Origin of the sequence: Moritella marina ATCC 15381, from assembly GCF_008931805.1 — a bacterium.
GTDB classification, from domain to species: domain Bacteria; phylum Pseudomonadota; class Gammaproteobacteria; order Enterobacterales; family Moritellaceae; genus Moritella; species Moritella marina.
On sequence record NZ_CP044399.1, the window covers coordinates 1,312,388 to 1,330,404 of the forward strand.

The 18,017-nt window shown below is 40.0% G+C and carries 18 protein-coding genes and 2 tRNA genes; 11 read left to right on the forward strand and 9 right to left on the reverse strand.

The genetic code is table 11. The annotated features are described in order from the left end of the window. Positions 1–35: 35 nt before the first annotated feature. Positions 36–1,091: a hypothetical protein gene (locus tag FR932_RS05915; RefSeq protein ID WP_019439766.1), complete on the forward strand. Its 1,056-nt coding sequence runs from the start codon at positions 36–38 to the stop codon at positions 1,089–1,091. A gap of 195 nt (positions 1,092–1,286) precedes the next feature. Here FR932_RS05915 and FR932_RS05920 read toward each other — a convergent pair. The 3 genes from FR932_RS05920 to hmpA form a co-directional block, all read right to left on the reverse strand. After that, positions 1,287–1,362, reverse strand: a tRNA-Val gene (locus tag FR932_RS05920). A gap of 21 nt (positions 1,363–1,383) precedes the next feature. Further along, positions 1,384–1,459 (reverse strand) — tRNA-Val (locus FR932_RS05925). Between the two features lie 95 nt (positions 1,460–1,554). Further along, the gene (hmpA, locus tag FR932_RS05930; protein ID WP_019439765.1) at positions 1,555–2,745 is read right to left on the reverse strand and encodes an NO-inducible flavohemoprotein; all 1,191 of its coding nucleotides are present in this window, start codon (positions 2,743–2,745) and stop codon (positions 1,555–1,557) included. A 326-nt stretch (positions 2,746–3,071) separates the two neighbouring features. Here hmpA and FR932_RS05935 point away from each other — a divergent pair, with 326 nt between their 5' ends. From FR932_RS05935 to FR932_RS05945, 3 genes are all read left to right on the forward strand, one after another. Beyond that, on the forward strand, positions 3,072–3,572 hold the full coding sequence (locus FR932_RS05935) for a GNAT family N-acetyltransferase (protein ID WP_019439764.1): 501 nt from the start codon (positions 3,072–3,074) through the stop codon (positions 3,570–3,572). An 89-nt stretch (positions 3,573–3,661) separates the two neighbouring features. Then, on the forward strand, positions 3,662–4,120 hold the full coding sequence (locus FR932_RS05940) for a DUF3291 domain-containing protein (protein WP_019439763.1): 459 nt from the start codon (positions 3,662–3,664) through the stop codon (positions 4,118–4,120). A gap of 148 nt (positions 4,121–4,268) precedes the next feature. Next, a complete protein-coding gene (locus FR932_RS05945; protein WP_019439762.1) occupies positions 4,269–4,772 on the forward strand; it encodes a YgjV family protein in 504 nt (167 codons plus the stop codon). A gap of 65 nt (positions 4,773–4,837) precedes the next feature. Here the strand turns inward: FR932_RS05945 and FR932_RS05950 are convergent, their stop codons facing one another. After that, positions 4,838–6,070, reverse strand: a complete 1,233-nt coding sequence (locus FR932_RS05950; RefSeq protein WP_019439761.1) for an NAD(P)/FAD-dependent oxidoreductase — start codon at positions 6,068–6,070, stop codon at positions 4,838–4,840. Positions 6,071–6,357: 287 nt separating this feature from the next. On the opposite strand from FR932_RS05950, the gene norR reads away from it, so the two are divergent. Next, on the forward strand, positions 6,358–8,025 hold the full coding sequence (norR, locus tag FR932_RS05955) for a nitric oxide reductase transcriptional regulator NorR (RefSeq protein ID WP_019439759.1): 1,668 nt from the start codon (positions 6,358–6,360) through the stop codon (positions 8,023–8,025). Positions 8,026–8,182: 157 nt separating this feature from the next. Here norR and FR932_RS05960 read toward each other — a convergent pair whose 3' ends face one another. Continuing rightward, positions 8,183–9,559 (reverse strand): MATE family efflux transporter, encoded by a 1,377-nt coding sequence (locus FR932_RS05960; RefSeq protein ID WP_019628786.1) that lies wholly within the window; start codon positions 9,557–9,559, stop codon positions 8,183–8,185. A 272-nt stretch (positions 9,560–9,831) separates the two neighbouring features. Here FR932_RS05960 and FR932_RS05965 point away from each other — a divergent pair, with 272 nt between their 5' ends. Then, positions 9,832–10,437: a riboflavin synthase gene (locus FR932_RS05965; protein WP_019439757.1), complete on the forward strand. Its 606-nt coding sequence runs from the start codon at positions 9,832–9,834 to the stop codon at positions 10,435–10,437. 130 nt (positions 10,438–10,567) lie between these two features. Here FR932_RS05965 and FR932_RS05970 read toward each other — a convergent pair whose 3' ends face one another. The 3 genes from FR932_RS05970 to FR932_RS05980 form a co-directional block, all read right to left on the reverse strand. Beyond that, positions 10,568–10,771 carry a CPXCG motif-containing cysteine-rich protein gene (locus FR932_RS05970; protein WP_019628785.1) on the reverse strand — a complete coding sequence of 68 codons (204 nt, stop codon included), beginning with the start codon at positions 10,769–10,771 and terminating at the stop codon, positions 10,568–10,570. Positions 10,772–10,941: 170 nt separating this feature from the next. Next, positions 10,942–11,631: an LrgB family protein gene (locus FR932_RS05975; protein ID WP_019439755.1), complete on the reverse strand. Its 690-nt coding sequence runs from the start codon at positions 11,629–11,631 to the stop codon at positions 10,942–10,944. After that, a complete protein-coding gene (locus FR932_RS05980) occupies positions 11,628–12,023 on the reverse strand; it encodes a CidA/LrgA family protein (protein WP_026032029.1) in 396 nt (131 codons plus the stop codon). The genes FR932_RS05975 and FR932_RS05980 overlap by 4 nt, the downstream gene beginning before the upstream one ends. 131 nt (positions 12,024–12,154) lie before the next feature. Here FR932_RS05980 and queE point away from each other — a divergent pair, with 131 nt between their 5' ends. From queE to FR932_RS06000, 4 genes are all read left to right on the forward strand, one after another. Beyond that, positions 12,155–12,823, forward strand: coding sequence for a 7-carboxy-7-deazaguanine synthase QueE (queE, locus tag FR932_RS05985; protein ID WP_019439753.1), 669 nt, complete (start codon positions 12,155–12,157; stop codon positions 12,821–12,823). 24 nt (positions 12,824–12,847) lie between these two features. Continuing rightward, positions 12,848–13,231 (forward strand): nuclear transport factor 2 family protein, encoded by a 384-nt coding sequence (locus FR932_RS05990; protein WP_019439752.1) that lies wholly within the window; start codon positions 12,848–12,850, stop codon positions 13,229–13,231. 273 nt (positions 13,232–13,504) lie between these two features. Further along, on the forward strand, positions 13,505–15,331 hold the full coding sequence (locus FR932_RS05995; RefSeq protein WP_019439751.1) for a DUF1302 domain-containing protein: 1,827 nt from the start codon (positions 13,505–13,507) through the stop codon (positions 15,329–15,331). A 77-nt stretch (positions 15,332–15,408) separates the two neighbouring features. Continuing rightward, positions 15,409–16,785, forward strand: a complete 1,377-nt coding sequence (locus FR932_RS06000) for a DUF1329 domain-containing protein (RefSeq protein ID WP_019439750.1) — start codon at positions 15,409–15,411, stop codon at positions 16,783–16,785. A gap of 105 nt (positions 16,786–16,890) precedes the next feature. On the opposite strand, the gene FR932_RS06005 is transcribed toward FR932_RS06000, so the two are convergent. Continuing rightward, positions 16,891–17,418: a carboxymuconolactone decarboxylase family protein gene (locus FR932_RS06005; protein ID WP_019439749.1), complete on the reverse strand. Its 528-nt coding sequence runs from the start codon at positions 17,416–17,418 to the stop codon at positions 16,891–16,893. Between the two features lie 144 nt (positions 17,419–17,562). Here FR932_RS06005 and FR932_RS06010 point away from each other — a divergent pair, with 144 nt between their 5' ends. After that, positions 17,563–18,009 carry a MerR family DNA-binding protein gene (locus FR932_RS06010; RefSeq protein WP_019439748.1) on the forward strand — a complete coding sequence of 149 codons (447 nt, stop codon included), beginning with the start codon at positions 17,563–17,565 and terminating at the stop codon, positions 18,007–18,009. The last annotated feature ends 8 nt before the right edge of the window (positions 18,010–18,017 follow it).

Sequence of the window (18,017 nt, forward strand, 5' to 3'; positions counted from 1 at the left end):
AATTTGCATAACCTCATATTAAGTAGGATAAAATAATGTCATCTTTAGACGCTGATCGTTTATTACAAGATAAAACACTAAACGACGATAGCTATGTGGCCGCCGTTAAGCAGCTAAATGATTTAGGTATTGCGGGATTGATGACACTTGAAGCAATAGAATTCCAGACACTTGAAATTGAGGCTGTTTTAGCGAGTTGTCAGCAATTACAAACATGCTATGCAGAGATTGCTAAGGGTTTACCCACGCAGTTACATACTTGTTTTAAAAACTCGGCAATCAGTGTTGAACAGCTTGCTGCATTGGTAAGCTTGATTGAGAGTGCGCCTACAGCTTCGTGGACGTTAAGAGAGGATAGCTTTAATTGTTATGAAATGGATTTTCGTTTAGCTGAATTACAACAGCAGTTGGCCATTTTAAAACCGTTGAACAAGAAACTTGCGCCGTTTGTGAATACCAATACGCTGGAGTCGACAAATACTTTACGTTCGATTCAATGCTGTTTGGATAATGCGGGTATGTTCCGTTGGTTTTCTGCTAAATGGCGTGACGCTAAGCAACAAGCATTAAAGCTTGCTGCCCATGAGCAGTTAAAGCTGGAAGATATTCAATTGTTATTTCCTGCCATGATCAAATACGTGAATTCTCAGGAGCGCTTCGATGCTCTGTTTTTACAGGTGCCGGTCTTAGCTGCTTGCCATGAGGGCTTAAATACCGATGTTACGCCACTGCTGGCTGTACGTGAATGGTATAAAGATATTGACTTTGTAATGGCTGAATATTTTTTTGGCGAAAAAGGGTTGTTAGCTGGATTGTCCGTTATTGATAAACAAAGTGCGGATGACTTGGTTGTTGAGTATCACACAAACCTACTCTCGTTAATTAATAACCTTGATAAGAAGATGAATAAACTCGGTTTAAGCTTTGTTGCTCATGAGACATTGCAACAGAGTGATGCTGATTATGCGTTAGTTGCTATTGAGTTAAAATCGATTTTGTTAGATGCATTAAGTGTATTAAAGGAAAGTGGGGTAGATGCTAATACTTGTCTATCTGAACTTATTAAAGCACCTGATTTTAATAAGAAATAGTATTCGAGCCTGAATGTAAGCTTTAATTAAAAATAATACTGGCTTTAAACAGTCATGACATTTTGTTAGGTCGATCGTTATAGTGGTAGGTATATCGATTGGCTTAGTAAGTTGACGTCTTGTTTAAGGGAGATGTTGCAGCTATTTTGTTTCAGGTATAAAAAAACCTTGCTCAATGAGCAAGGTTTCATTATTTGGTGCGTCCTACAAGATTTGAACTTGTGACATCTAGCATGTCGAGCTAGCGCTCTACCAACTGAGCTAAGGACGCGGAATTTGTACCATTAAAAAATGGTGCTCGCTACAAGACTTGAACTTGTGACATCTAGCATGTCGAGCTAGCGCTCTACCAACTGAGCTAAGCGAGCATAATTTGGTATGTCGTTAAGACGAAGCAAATACTATCCCGCATCTTTAATATCATCAAGTCTTTTTTAAACAATATCAGTATATTGCTTTAAAATTAAGCAGCTGGGGCTATATTTAAATCTTCTGCGGGGCCAAAGAATTCAAAATGCACATTTTCAGCTGGAATTCTTAGTTTAGGCGCGAAACTGTTCATTGCTTGCATGAAAGGTTTTGGACCTAAGAAATAAAACTCTACATCACGGTCATCACCAATTTTCTCTTCTAGCATTGCTAGATTGATGAAACCGGTTGCGTCTGGCTGACATTCTGCCGTTGCATGACTGTAAACGAAGTAAGGTTTGATGTTCGCGTTATTCGCTGCAAGGTTTGTTACATGGTCACGGAATGCGTGAACCTTGGTGTTCATCGCCGCATGAATAAAGTGAATCGGGCGGTTTGTCGCTTTCAAGCTATTAAGCATGCTGATTGCAGGTGTAATACCAACGCCACCAGTGACGAGAACAACGGGTTTGTTGTTGTCTTTTAGGATAAAGTCACCAGCTGGTGCTAATACGCGTAGTGTGTCGCCCGCTTGAACACGGTTGTGTAGGTAGTTAGATACTGCACCCCCTTCTTCACGTTTTACACTGATACGTAAGAATTCTGAGTTTGGTGCATCAGATAAGCTGTATTGACGACGTGTTTCTTCGCCATCAATGTTTAATACTAGACCGATAAACTGACCCGGTGTGAATGAAGACACAGGTTGGCCATCAGCCGGCGTGAGGTAGAATGACGTGATGTTTTCGCTCTCTGCTACTTTTGAAGTCACTTTGAACTCACGTTCGCCACGCCAGCCGCCTTCTTTTTCGGCATTGGCTGTGTATGCCGCTTCTTCTGCTGCGATAAGTAGATCAGCAAGCTGCCAGTATGCTTGTCCCCATGCTTCAATCACAGCGTCTGTCGCTGCGTCACCTAATACGGCTTTGATTGATTTTAACAAACACTCACCAACAATTGCGTATTGTTCTGGTAAAATATTCAAGGACACGTGCTTGTTAACAATACGATTCACAGCAGCTTCTAATACAGATAGGTTTTCGATGTTACCTGCATAAGCAACAAGGGCGTTTGCCAGTGCTTTAGGTTGAGCGTTACCAGCTTGGTTACTTTGGTTAAAGAAACGTTTTACTTCTGGGTAATCTCTGAACATCAAAGGATAAAAATGCGCTGTAATATCATTAGCATGAACAGAAACAGCAGGGACAGTCGCTTTGATAATATCTATAGTTTGTTGCGTTAACATAATAGCTACCTTGTATAGGTTGGTTAATCGGTTTTTGAGAATAATTGATCTACATCAATATTTGTATTTTCAGTGTTGCAGTAGCCGTGCCAACTTTTCAAATTGTTGATTTTATGTTATTTTTGTTTTGTAGTACTAGTTAAGTTGTATTTATGACAACCACTTAAGGTTGTCATAAATACAACTTAAGGTCGTTTTGACAACAATTATGGGGGTAAACAAGAATTGCATGTATAAAACCGGTTTTATTATCAAGGATGATATGGAATTGGGGTTATGATAAATATCACCCGTAAGGGGGACAACTTAGGCATTCAAGGAAAACCATGAAATTAATCATTAGAGATGTTCAAAAAGCAGATGCGCAAGGTATCATGGATATATTGAATCCAATCATTGAGGGTGGTCTTTATACCATTCTTGATTCCACATTCTCTTTGGAAGAGGAAGAGCAATTTATTCAAGACTTCCCTAAAAGAGGTGTATTTAATGTTGCTTCTAATGCAGAGAAATCAACCATCGTTGGATTCCAAAATGTAGAACCGTTTGCTACTTATACCCACGCTTTCGATCATGTCGGGATCATAGGTACCTATGTTGATGGCAGCTACAGAAGGCAAGGTATTGCATCGAGTTTGTTTAACGCCACGTTTGAACTAGCAAAATCTAAAGGTTATGAAAAGCTATTTGCTTATGTACGTGACGACAACAAAAATGCACTCGCAACGTATCTTAAGCACGGCTTTGAAGTCATTGGCGTAGCTAAAAAACACGCGAAGATCAATGGTAAATATATCGATGAAGTACTTATCGAAAAATGGTTATAAATTTGTTTTTCCCTGTTTTCTAATTGGATTATTACGTTTAGTATAGAAATTGATTCGTCATCATCAGTCAGGCATCAAGGAGGAGTTATATGCACCTAGCACAATTAAACATAGCGAAAGCAAAATACGCATTAGAAGCGCCAGAGATTAAAGAATTCGTTGATAACTTAGAACCAGTGAATAATACCGCAGAAACAAGTGACGGTTTTATTTGGCGTTTAAAAGACGAAAACGGTGACGCGACTAGTATTCAAGCGTTTTCCGATCCGAATATTATTGTCAATATGTCGGTTTGGCAGTCTCCTGATGCGCTTAAAAATTTTATGTTTAGAACGCATCATCGAGACTTTCTACGTCGTAAAAAGGAATGGTTCGATGTAATCCCTGAAGACAGCTATGTTCTGTGGTGGGTGCCAATTGGTCATATTCCGAGTATTGAAGAAGCCGTTCACAAGTTAGAATATCTACGTGATAATGGCGACACGCCAGCTGCATTTACGTTTAAAAGTAACTTCAGTAGTGAAGAATTTATAGCGGATAATGGATAGTTTATAGAGGAGAGGGCTTAACTCGTTTGTAAATATAAGTATAGATATAGTTACTTGCTGTTAACACTAAGTATGACACTGTAGACTGTGGCTCATTAAATGGAATGATAGGTCATTATGACGATGGCTACGTTTTAGGAGAATCTCAGTGTCATTATTTTTTATATCCCAAGTATTAGTCGCCATCGCTATTTGCTTTGATTTGATGTCTTTTCAGTTCAAAGATCGGCAGAAAATTGTGGCCTGTTTATGCTGTGCGGGTGTACTTATTTCGAGTCATTTTATTTTACTCGAGCAATGGACTGCAGCAAGTTTGATGGTTATCGCCACGATTCGTTATTTCGTCAGTATCTTTTCGACATCCCCAAAATTAAAGTATTTGTTTGGTTCGGCATCGTTAATTGCGACTGTGTTGACTTACTCTGGGCTGATTAGCATTTTGAGTTTTTTGGCTTCAAGCATTCAGACTGTGGCAGCGTTCAATAAAGATGATAAGCGGTTAAGAGAATTGATGGTCGTGGGGACTAGTTTCTGGCTAGTACACAATTATTTGATCGGTTCACCAACGGCGGTGATTATGGAAGCTTTATTTATTACGAGTAACCTAGTTGGATATTATCGTTATTATTACAAGAAAGAGCTTGTGATATAGACAAAGATATCGCGATTGAAGACCCTGTAATTCATCGATTGATTTACAGGGGGCTCTAAAATGGCTTAAGTCTTACAAATAGCAGCAACAACTTTCAATCGACGGGCAGGCTCTGCCACAAATGGATTGCTTTTATCCCACGCGTAACCGGCTAAAATAGAACAGATCATTTGTTTTATCTTCGGGTTAGGATTGTCGTGCAAGACTACATCTTGGAATTCACCGGTATACCAACCTTCAACATAACAACGGAATGCGTTAACACCTGTCATCAACGTATTGGCATATTCTGTTTGCCAGTCAACGACTTCATTATTGAACTGCTTCACTAACAAATCAGCTGCAAGCTCTGCTGACTTCATTGCAATCGTGACGCCTGACGAGAATACCGGATCTAAAAACTCACCCGCATTACCCAGTAAAGCAAAATTTCGATCAAAGAGTTTCGTTACGTTGGCTGAATAACCCATGATCGTGCCACAAGGGTTAGGGTAAGTAGCTTGTGAAAGTAATACTTTAAGATTGCTTTCTTCAGTTGCGAGTTGCTTTAACGCGGCAAGATGATCATCTGGGTAGTTAGCAAAAAACTCGGGTTCACCAACCACACCAAATGAACAAGTGCCGTTACTAAATGGAATTAACCAATACCAAACTTTGCAGTCATCAGGATGTACAGAAATCAATATCTTGTTACGATCGTAGCTCTCAGCGGTAATATTATCTTCAATATGAGTAAAGATAGCGCGTCTTGGTGGTAGTGTCGAAGGTTCTTCTAGCCCGAGTAAACGCGGTAACACACGGCCAAACCCACTGGCATCAAGAATAAAATCAGCTTCTATCTCATAACTTGTTTGGTTTTCATCTAACACTGTTAATAGCGGTTTTTCTCTGCCTACATCAATATTTTTAATTTCGTGCTGATAATGGATTGTAACGCCTTGTTGCTCTGCTGTGTCTGCAAGCAGTTTATCGAATTGACTACGTTGAACTTGGAAAGTAGTGCCTTCACCTGAGGTATATTTATCAGTGAAATCAAATTCTGTATGTTGGCCATTAGCGTGAAAAGCGGCGCCATTTTTAAACTGAAATCCAGCCGCGTTAACAGCGTCAAACATATCCGCTTTTTTAAGCGATTCCATGCAAGCTGGTAATAAGCTTTCGCCGATTGAAAAGCGGGGGAATGTTGATTTTTCAATGATCGTTGCTTTGATGCCTTGCTTGTTTAGCAAGGCGGCAGCAAGTGAACCTGAAGGGCCTGCGCCGATAATAACGACGTGTGCGGGATGTGTTAATGACACAAAGAATTCCTTTATTATGTCGAGTTTAGACCCGGCAGATTAATATAATAATGTATGTAATAGGCTGATTTTATCACATGTTTAATGGTGGTTTAAAAATTATCGGTAAATGGAAAAAATTAGTTGAATTCAGTCAATATTTAGAGACAATTTCATTATCGAAAGGTGATGATTTAACCTATCGGTTGGTCAATATATAGGGCGTTGAAGGATTGTTCGTTGTCACAATGACTACTCAGTGTTATAACTGATGAATCATTGAATGACCGCTTTAAGGATCTGCTACCATGGAACACCTCCGCTTTATTGAGAGTATCGATACCATTATTTATGATCTCTCTCGAGAATTGCCCAAGTACCAACGCTATAACCGTTTGCTACAGGCATGGCGTGATACGTTTGCATGTGACGCATGTGTGTTGTTAAAACTTGAAGGCGATCATCTGGTACCTAAGTCTGCAAACGGCTTACAAATTGAGGCAATGGGACGACATTTTCCTATTACAGAGCATCCTCGATTCGAACAAATTTTAGCGCACTATTATGATGACAGTGATAATGACAGCGATAATGATAGTGACATACAAAAGAAAGTACATCGCTTTGATGCCAGTTGTGAGCTTCCCGATCCTTATGATGGTTTGATCCAAACGCCTGATGGGCAGTTAAATGTGCATGATTGTATGGGGGCGGTGTTGGTGATTGATAACAAGCCATGGGGTATCGTCACTATGGACGCACTTAATCCACAGCGCTTTGATTCACTCGATCCTGCGATGTTAAATTCAATGATCGGCTTAACCGAAGTGGTTATAAAAACCGCCAACTTGATTTTTGCATTAGACCAAAGAGTGCTGCGCCAAGAGCAAGTTACTGCCAGTCTTATTAATGATAAATTTAGTGAAGAAATGATTGGCTCTAGTTCAGCAATGAACACACTTAATGTAGAAATAGATCTTGTGGCAGATTCTGACTTAGCTGCATTGATATATGGTGAATCAGGTTCAGGTAAAGAGCTGGTAGCACGTAAAATTCACATGGCATCTAAGCGTTCTAAAGAGGCCTTAATCACTGTTAACTGTGCTGCATTACCAGAGACTATGGTTGAAAGTGAATTGTTCGGGCATGTTGCTGGCGCGTTTACTGGTGCGACTAAAAATCGTTTGGGTAAATTTGAACTTGCTGATGGTGGTACATTATTTCTGGATGAAATCGGTGAATTACCTTTGTCTATTCAAGCTAAGTTATTACGGGTTATTCAGTTTGGTGAGCTACAACGCTTAGGGAGTGATAAACCCAATAAGGTAGATGTACGGTTAATTACAGCAACCAATCGAGATTTAGCCAAAGAGGTATTGGAAGGGCGTTTTAGAGATGATTTGTATCACCGATTAACTGTTTATCCATTAAAAGTGCCGAGTCTACGTGAACGTGGCAATGACATCTTGTTATTAGCGGGTAATTTTCTTGCCAAAATCCAACGTAAAGTGGGCTTAAATAACTTAACGTTAGCAAAAGATGCTGAACGGACATTACTTGCATATGAATGGCCGGGTAATGTGCGAGAGCTTGAACACCTATTAAGTCGTGCGTCATTAAGAGCCGCTGCTCGTAATCGTAAAGACGGACGTGTGGTGGTATTGGAAAGTAGTGACTTGGATATTCAAAGCTTGGATATTGAAACATTAGATGATAGTACGACATCGTCTTTATTAGCAACAGACACTGCTGGCACAACCGTTGTAACCCCTAATGTAAGTGAAAATGATATCGTTATTAATACACTGGATAACGATAATAGCTTAAAGCTAATAACCGATGATTTTCAAACACAATTTATCAAAAAAATGCTAACTGAAAACAAAGGGAATTCTGCTGCTACAGCGCGTGTGATAGGGGTGGATAGAAGTAATTTACATCGATTAATGAAGCGGCTTAATATTAATAGTCAGTAATAGTCAGTAATAGTCAGTAATAGTCAGTAATAGTCACTTTAGCAGAGGTAACGGAAGCGTTCATAAGACCAGATTAAACCCGGATAAAAAAGGCGATAGTGATGTGAATCACTATCGCCTTTTTACAAGTCATATTAGTCAAATAACGTATTGCTTATTAAGCAGTCGCTGTTAATTCAACAGTATGGCCTAAGGTTGTTTTTTTAAAAACACTAGACAATTTGATTGATAACAATATTGCTGCCATTGTTAGACCAGAGATAAAGCCAATCCAGAAACCAGCAGGGCCCATCGCAGGTACAACCAGGTCTGTTAATGCGAGTGTATAACCAATCGTCATGCCGACTGCCCAGTAAGAGAATAGGGTGATGGCAAAAATAATCTTGGTTTCTTTATAACCACGTAATGCACCAGCGGCGATAACCTGCACGGCATCCGAGATTTGATACACAGCTGCAATTAACATTAAGCCTGTTGCTATGTTAATTGTGGTCATGTCTTCGGTATAAATTTCAGCAATTTCGCTACGCAGTACGATAGTAAAGATTGCCGTAATAACAGAAAAACCAACGCCCATCCACATAGCTGTGATGCTGGCAGATTTCGCTTGCTGTGGTTTTTTCTCACCGACATATTGACCAACAACAATCGTTGCTGCAATACCTAAGCTTAACGGCAGCATAAACACCATTGATGAGAAGTTTAACGCCACCTGATGCGCAGCAACTGTGATTGCGCCAAGTGGTGCTAACAAAATTGATACAACAGCAAATAAGGTCACTTCACAGAACATAGACGCAGCAATAGGAAAACCAACACCAATGATGTGCGACATTTCTTTCTTATCGATACCGTAAACTTGATCGAATAACTTGATGTCTTTAAAGTCTTTATGGAAATAACTATAAGCAATCATCGAGATACACATCGCGATAAAGACCAGTACAGATGCTACGGCACAACCAACACCACCGAGAGCGGGCATACCAAAATGACCATTGATGAAGATATAGTTTGCTGGCACGTTTACCATGATACCAATCAGGCCGATCACCATGGTTGGCTTGGTAATACCTAGACCTTCATGATAACTTCGGATCACTTGATAACCACAGGCAAACGGTAGCGCTAATGAAATCATGCGTAAATAGTCTGTCGTTAGCTCGGCTAATCTATCTTCAACATGCATGAAGTCAAGGATCATTGGGCTGTAATACAGCAGTGCCATCATTGGCAGGAAGATGATTAATACAAACCAGATCCCTTGCTGAACCACTTGCGCAATTTCACTTTGTCTTTTTGCGCCGTATAGCTGCGCGACGATCGGGGTGATCGCCATTAAAATGCCAACTAAAAACATCAACACTGGAAACCAGATACTGTTGGCAATGGCGACAGCAGCCATGTCTGTTGCACTTACTGCGCCAGCCATAACGGTGTCAACAAAGCCCATCACAGTGAACGCCAGTTGCGCGATCAAAATTGGAACCATTAATTTAAATAAGTTAGAAACCTCAGATCGATATTTCTGCACTGGTACTCCGGATATGTAGGGTTGTTATATTGTTTATTCTAAGAATTGATGTTGCTGAAAACGAAAGATTTGATTATGAATGTGGTGATATTCGCGTTCGTGAGGGCATACCTGATCCAGCTAGGAGCATAATAATCCTTTATAGCTAGTATTTACAGATGTATTTTAAATTATTTTATTCCATATTAATATCGGCTTATTAACTAGATGAATTATCTAAAATAACGCGATATAGTGAGGTATATTCTTTTAAGTCATGATGGAGGTTATTTATGTTTACTGGCATTGTACAAAGAAAAGCAAAGATTATTAGTATCGACAAAAAAGAGCAGTTACATACTTTAGAAGTAACGCTTGATAAAGCACACCAAGACGGCTTAGTTATTGGCGCAAGTATCGCCAATAATGGTACATGTTTGACCGTAGTTAAGATGTACGACAACAGTGTTTGTTTTGATGTGATTGAAGAAACACTGAAAGTAACTAACCTTGTTGACCTTGAAGTGGGCGATGAAGTTAACTTAGAACGCGCGGCTAAATTTGGTGATGAAATCGGCGGGCATTTATTGTCAGGTCATGTGCATACGCAAGCTGAAATCGTGACAATTAATCGCACTGAAACTAACTGTGATATCTGTTTTAAAATAGCGCCTGAATGGCAAAAATACGTGTTACCAAAAGGCTTCATCTCGATTGATGGCATTAGCTTAACGCTAGGCGATGTCGCTGACGGACAATTTTGGGTACACTTAATCCCGGAAACATTGGCTGTGACGAACTTAGGTGGCCGCGAAGTCGGTCAATTTGTGAATATTGAGATTGATAGTCAAACACAAGCGATTGTTGATACGGTCGAACGTATGATGCTAAATAAGTAACTATGCTGCTATCAAGCTAAAATCTTTATAAGAAATAAAAGTATGAAGAGCGATAGTCAGGCTTAGCTGTTGTTTATGCAAGCATGCCGATCGCTCCTACATTTACTTGTCTTTAAAGAGCCACTCGTTTTTAAAAGATCTGCTCATCATCTGCATCAATGAATAATTCATACTTTTCATTTACCTGATCATGCAATAACTTAAAATGAATACTATTGCAGCAGGAACTACACTCGTCATAATAGTCTTGGGCGCCATTACTGGCATCAACATCTGCAGTGACAAATTGACCGCAATGAGGACACACAATTGTCCTATGAGAAAACTGTTTCATGATAACCTCCACAGGCTATAACTCTCTCCAATATAACTAGACTGCGTTACATCTTCTAAGCTTATTTTAGCTGATAATGCAGCATTTTGCTGTGGAGGATTTCGCCGCGAATTATTGGTATTCATATCTGCTGAAATGCGTACCAATAACATGACAGTATTACAATATAATTAGAGCATCCAAGTGAGTAGATAGGGGTAAATCACTGGTGCGATGATCGATGTCAGTACGGCACTGATTAACAAAGCTGTTGTGCTGAAGGCCCCGTGTATACGACTAAGTTCCATCGCTTTAGATGTACCTATCACATGGGAACCGGAACCGATAGCAAGACCTTGCGCTTCAGGTGTTCTAATGCGTAAATGTTTTAGCAAGAATGGCGCGCAGACGTTACCGAATATGCCAACCATAATAACCATAATTGCGGATATAGCAGGGATACCACCGATAGTCTTACTGATTGCCATTGCGATAGGTGTTGTTACCGCTTTCGGCGCTAGTGAGGCGATGATCTCTGGCGATGCTGAAAAACTGATCGCAACAAATGTGGTTACCACTAGCCCCACAATTACGCCCACACTGCAAGCGACCAATACCGGTACAATTTTCGCTTTTACATGCACAAACTGTTGGTATAGCGGGAAGGCAAGGGCGATCACTGCAGGCTCAAGTAACCGAGTCAGGATGTTGGTACCTTGCTCGTACTCTTCAAGCTCAAACCCAAATATCAGCATGATGCTGATTAATGTACCAATCGATAATAAAATCGGATTGAATATTGCGAGTGCAGTTTTCTTATAAAACCATTGCGCAAGTAAGTAGACGATAAGAGTCAGGGGAATCGCTAAATATAAGATCATTTATCGTCACCTTGTTGTTTGTTTAATGCTGCTTTTTGTTTCGCTGCATTAGCTCGATTCAAATAACAATAGGTGTGGCCAACAGTGAAAAAGATAGCGACAGTGCCAATCAATCCCGCCATGATGAGTGCGAGAATATTCTGTTGGACTAATTCAAAGTATCCCATGAGCGCAACACCTGCTGGTACAAATAAGATACCGATGTGGCGGTTAAGTTGTTCACAGACTTTTTCGACATACTTTTGTTTTAATAGCCCACTACTGAGCGCCACGAAGAGTAATAGCAGTCCGATGATGCTTGAGGGAAATTCAACGGGTAATAACATGCTAACGGCACGTCCTAAAACCACGAAACACAAAATGGTGAAAATATTGTACAGCCATATCTTCATTGATTACCTACCTACTAATTATGCGATTGCTAAGCAATTACTGTGCGATCGAAAGCGTCCCATATAAATGTTAAAAATATATAGGGCAGATGATACAATAAACGTTACTTGAAGTTTATTAGGTTATAAAAATGCAGTATCCGGTTAATGAAATTTTTGAAACAGTACAAGGTGAAGGCCATTTTACTGGTTATCCCGTCATCTTTATTCGCCTACAAGGCTGCGATGTTGGTTGCTCTTGGTGTGATACCAAACAAACTTGGACGGTCGATCCTGAGATGCAAGTGTCACAACAAACGGTGAACAAAGCTTGCGATGACAAACCGCATTGGGCGAACTTCACTGCACAAGAATTCATTACTATGATACAAAAAAATGGTTTTGTTGCAAAGCATATTGTTATTTCGGGTGGTGAACCTTGTCAATACGATCTGGTTGAATTAACAAGTAAATTGGAGCAAGCAGGGTATTTCTGTCAAATAGAGACCTCTGGTACATCAGAAGTACGCGCAACTGACTCGACATGGGTGACGGTATCACCAAAGATCCAAATGAAAGGTCAGCTACCTGTGTTACAAAGTGCACTACGCCGCGCGAACGAAATCAAGCATGTGATCGCCATGGAAAAACACATTGATGAACTTGATGCATTAATCGCTGATATTGATCTAACACATAAAATCATGTGTTTACAGCCTATCTCGCAACAACAACGTGCGACTGAGCTGGCGATCAAACTGTGTATTGAGCGTAACTGGAAGTTATCAGTACAAATGCATAAGTATATCTTCATCGATTAATCTGCAACATATATAGGAGCAGGGATGCATAATATCGAAAAATCAGCAGACACGCAGATTGAACGCTTTACGCAACGTGAAGAAACACTATTACATACAGACTTTTCGCAATCGCCGACATTGCTTGATGGCTTTTTACATCCAGAGCTATTTGAGATTTCGCCAATCGGCAGTTATACCTCTCGCAGTGAGATTGTGAACTGGCTGTTGGTTAAGTCACCAACGCAACGCTGGCACTTGTCGCAGTTTAAAGTGGTGGAGTTAGCGGCGGATACTATGCTGGTTTGTTATCAAGCTAATTCTATTAGTGATGGTGTAGTAAAAGCAACAGGCAGTTTACGCAGTTCAATTTGGCGTTTTCATGATCAACAATGGCGCTTGCAATTTCACCAAGCAACAAAAAATTAACATTAAATTTGATTCTACTGCTCTCTTCATCCTACCTATCTAGTACTATACCTCCTCTTTAGGGGAGGATCTTGTCCAATGTTAAGTTTCATCATTACTTCTAAATCTTTGAGCTACATCGCATAAAATATCGTCGTGGCTCCGATTGACAATGATTTGGCACGTTTGGCCTATATCTGACACTGTGTGCTAAAAGTATTATGTGAATATAATACCTACGACCTAATTGTTAATGGAATGAAAACAAATTAAAGGTATAGGATGGATACTATAATGAAAAAAACAACTCAGAAGAAATATTTTAAAACTACCCCCATTGCGCTTGCACTTATCGTTTCAGGCTATACCGCAGCACCACAAGCGATTGAATTTAATTGGGGTGATGTTGAAGGTTCATTCAACTCGCAAATCACCGCAGGCTCAAGCTGGCGTGTTGAAGAACAAGATGCGAAGAATGTTGGTGTCGGTAATGGTGGTCTAGCTGGAAATACACCAACCGGTGATGATGGTAACTTAAATTACGACAAAGGCGATGCATTTACTCAAACAATCAAGGGTATTCATGATCTTGGTTTAACGTATGAAACCGAAGAAGGTACAACATTTGGTGCCTTTGTTCGTGGTAAGTATTGGTATGACTACGCATTAGATCAAAACGATGTGCATCACGGTAGTGGTACTAATGGTTATGTTGCCAATGAGCCAATTAATGATGATGATTTTAATGATTTAACTAAATCAAAAGGCGTTGCGTTACTTGATGCTTATATCTTTACTGGTTTTTACCTAGGTGATACAGCTGTTGATTTACGACTTGGTAAGCAAGTTGTTAACTGGGGTGAAAGCTCATTCATTCAAGGTGGTATTAACGCGGTTAATCCCGTGGATGCAGCCGCTTTCCGTCGCCCTGGTGCTGAAGTGAAAGAAGGTTTATTACCGGTTAATATGATTTTTGCCAATATAGGATTAACGGATAATTTAAGTGTTGAAGCTTTTTATCAATTAGAGTTTGAACCAACAGTGATTGATAGCTGTGGTACTTATTTCTCTACCGCGGATTATTTAGCCGAAGGTTGTAATACGTTAGTGGTGGATCCTGGAACTGGTTTGACAGATAAAGGTTTGTACGATTCTGGCATATATGCAACACGTGGAACTGATGAAATGGCCTCTGATGATGGTCAGTTTGGTGTGGCATTTAAGTACTATGCAGAAAGCCTAAACGCGACTGAATTTGGTTTGTATTATATGAATTATCATTCTCGCTTGCCTTATGCAAGTGCTGAAGCGGGTGAGTATAATGGCGCAGGCTCAATTGGCTTACCATTTATTCCAATTGGTACGACACCATTACCACCAGGTGTTGATCCTGCTACATATAATCCTAACTATCACACGGTTTATCCTGAAGACATTCAATTGTTTGGTCTTAGTTTTAATACAACCGTTTCAGAATGGGCTGTGTCTGGTGAAATCAGCCACCGTCTAGATATGCCATTACAAATAAATGGCGCAGACCTATTAGCATCGGCATTAAGTGATGACCCTCGTTCTCCGCTAACTCCTGAATATAGAGAAGCTAATGCGGGTGAAACAGTTGATGGTTTCCACCGTTATGACTATACCCAATCACAGTTAACATTTATTAAATTTTTCGATAAAGCCCTTGGTACAGACCGTATCACCACGGTTGCTGAATTAGGTTATGGCCACGTTTGGGATTTGCCTGAAGGCGATGATGATATTAAATATGGTCGTGCAACTGTATATGGTACTAGTTTTGATGGTGTCGGTATCGACGATGATGGCTATACAACAACAGACAGTGCCGGTTACCGTTTAGCTGTAAAAGCGGATTACCGTAATGTTTTCGCCGGTGTTGATTTAGCGCCATCAGTCGCTTGGTCACATGATGTATATGGTTACAGCCCTGAACCACAAGGTACTTTCCAAGAAGGTCGTACGGGTGTAAATCTAGCATTGAAGGCTGATTATTTAAACATGTACTCTATGTCGGTAAGTTATACTCAGTTCGGTGGTGATTTTAACCCATTGTCTGATCGTGATTACGTATCTGCTGCCGTTGGTATTTCATTCTAATAATGAGAATCAGCAATAAGTTGTCAGATGATGAATACGGATATAGCGAATAGAAGTTTTAGAAAAGGATTTTAATTATGAAAGTGTTCAATAAAGCATATAGCGTAGCTGCCATTTCTGTGGCGATGGCATTCTCGGCATCAACTCTTGCGAAAGTGAGTGAAGCAGATGCGGCCAAACTAGGTAAAGAATTAACCCCCGTCGGTGCTGTTACTGCAGGTAATGCTGATGGCACTATTCCGGCATGGACAGGTGGCATTACTAATGCCATTCTTGGCACTGATTTTGGTAAAAACGATCGAGTAACTAACCCATTTGCTGAAGATAAACCGCAGTTTGTTATTACAGCTGCGAATGTGGATAAGTATAAAGATAACTTAACACCTGGTCAGTTAGCGATGTTTAAGAAGTACCCTGATACTTACACTATGCCTGTTTATGAAACACGACGTAGTTTCGCGCAATCAGATGATATTTATGACACGATTAAAGGCAATGCCCTTAATGCCACGTTAGCAGATGGCGGTAATGGTCTAAATGATTTTAATATTACGATCCCATTTCCGATTCCTGAAAACGGCTTAGAAGTTATCTGGAACCACATTACTCGTTACCGTGGTGGTCATGCAGAGCGTGTTATCACAACTATCCCTGTACAGCGTAATGGTGCGTATACCGCAGTTAAAGTAGAAGATAAATTTTATATCCCTGAAGCCCTAAAGGGCGGTCGTGATGCCAAGAAAGATGACAATATCTTGTTCTATTATATGCAGCGTATTATTGCACCTGCACGTTTAACAGGCACCATTGCACTTGTTCATGAAACTGTAGACCAGGTAAAAGAGCCCCGTAAAGCGTGGATCTATAACTCGGGTCAACGCCGTGTTCGTCGTGCGCCAAATGTATCGTATGATGGCGAAGGTATTGGCGTAGAAGGTTCACGGACGTCAGATAACTATGATATGTATAATGGTGCTCCTGATCGTTATGAATGGACTCTTGTAGGTAAGAAAGAGCTCTATATTCCATATAACTCTTATAACCTTTCTTCTACAGATCTTGAGTATAAAGATATTGTAAAGCCAGGTCATATTAATCAAGCATACACACGTTACGAGAAACACCGTGTGTGGGAAGTTCAAGCAAAAGTAAAAGACGGTCAACGTCATGTTTATGCACAGCGTAACTTCTTTATTGATGAAGACAGCTGGCAAGCAGGTGTTATCGACCACTATGACGCACGTGGCAACTTATGGCGCGTAGCTGAAGCACATTCTGTTCAGTATTATAATGCTGACGTGAACTGGTTTGCGGCAGAAACCTTGTATGACGTGATAGCGGGTCGTTACTTAGTGACTGGCCTGAATAATGAAGAACGTAAAGGCATTCAGTTTGATGTGAAAGCGAAGCGTAAAGACTTTTCGACTTCTGCGTTGAAACGTATGGGCCGTTAATTTTTACAACAGGTAAAATGTGAGCGAGATATTGATACTTAAATTAGGTATTAATATCTCGTTTTTTTCTTTTAAGGGTTTATTTAAGTGAGTCTTAAAGGAGTGTTACCGTGTTTTTCGACACATATCGAACGCAGAATTAAATTTTGTTGTCATGTTTTGAAATGAGATTATAGTCGTTAATTCAACGATCTCGTCATCATTGTAATAGCATCGTAGTTGGTCTACATGCCTATCTGTTACGTGCTGTCCTGTGTCTGTTATCGCATCTGTGTATGCCAGTACTGCACACTCTTTAGGTTTGAAGTCACTGCAATTTGTCCAATCCATTAGCTTATCTTTATCCAGTCTATTTTTTAGGTTCCGTAATATTTTTGAGTCATGCTCGATGGTGAATTCACACTGATTCAATTGCGCTACACGTACGCTCATTAAAGCGTGTATGTAAGGTTCAATAGGCGAGGTTTTTCTATTAATCGTTTTGTATAGTAACAAGGTGGCGGTGAATAATTTTGGTCGACGGCCTAATATTTGTGCTGGTTTTAAAATTTTATTTTGCTGTCTCGCGAGTAACCATAGAAATGGACGTATAAACCATGAATATTGGTTTGATTGTAATTTAGGGATACGCATAACTAACCTCTACAGACTTGCTGTATTCAATTCGTTTGACGAGTACTGCAACACTAATTATGGTTTAAATTAAGCAATAGACTAAATTTGTGGTAAATTATTCATTGTTAAGCAAAGCGCTGTTTTAAATAAGGGTTAGATTAAATGACGACGTATTATACCGCTGCAGATCTTGCTGATGAATTCTCGATCACGCGGCGCGCTATCCGTTTTTATGAAACGAAGGGGTTGTTGCAATCTGAACGTCGTGGACGATTTATGTATTATGATTATCGTCAACGTGCTCGTTTAATCATTATCTTACGCAGTAAGCGTTTAGGCATTAGTCTGGAGTCCGCAAAGCATTATTTGGCGCTGTATGATGATAAACCTGATAGCCCACCTCGTATGTTATATATGTTACATCAGAGCCGTACACGACTTGATGAGTTGCGAGAGCAGCAACTTGCGTTGCAAGAAAGTATTGTAGAACTTGAAACGCTAGAAAAAATTGCGATGACGGATTTAACTGCCTGTGATATTGATATCGAATCAAGTTATCAAGAGTATCTTGATAACTTAACGATCTTAAACACAATCCCAAATGTTTAGCATATTTC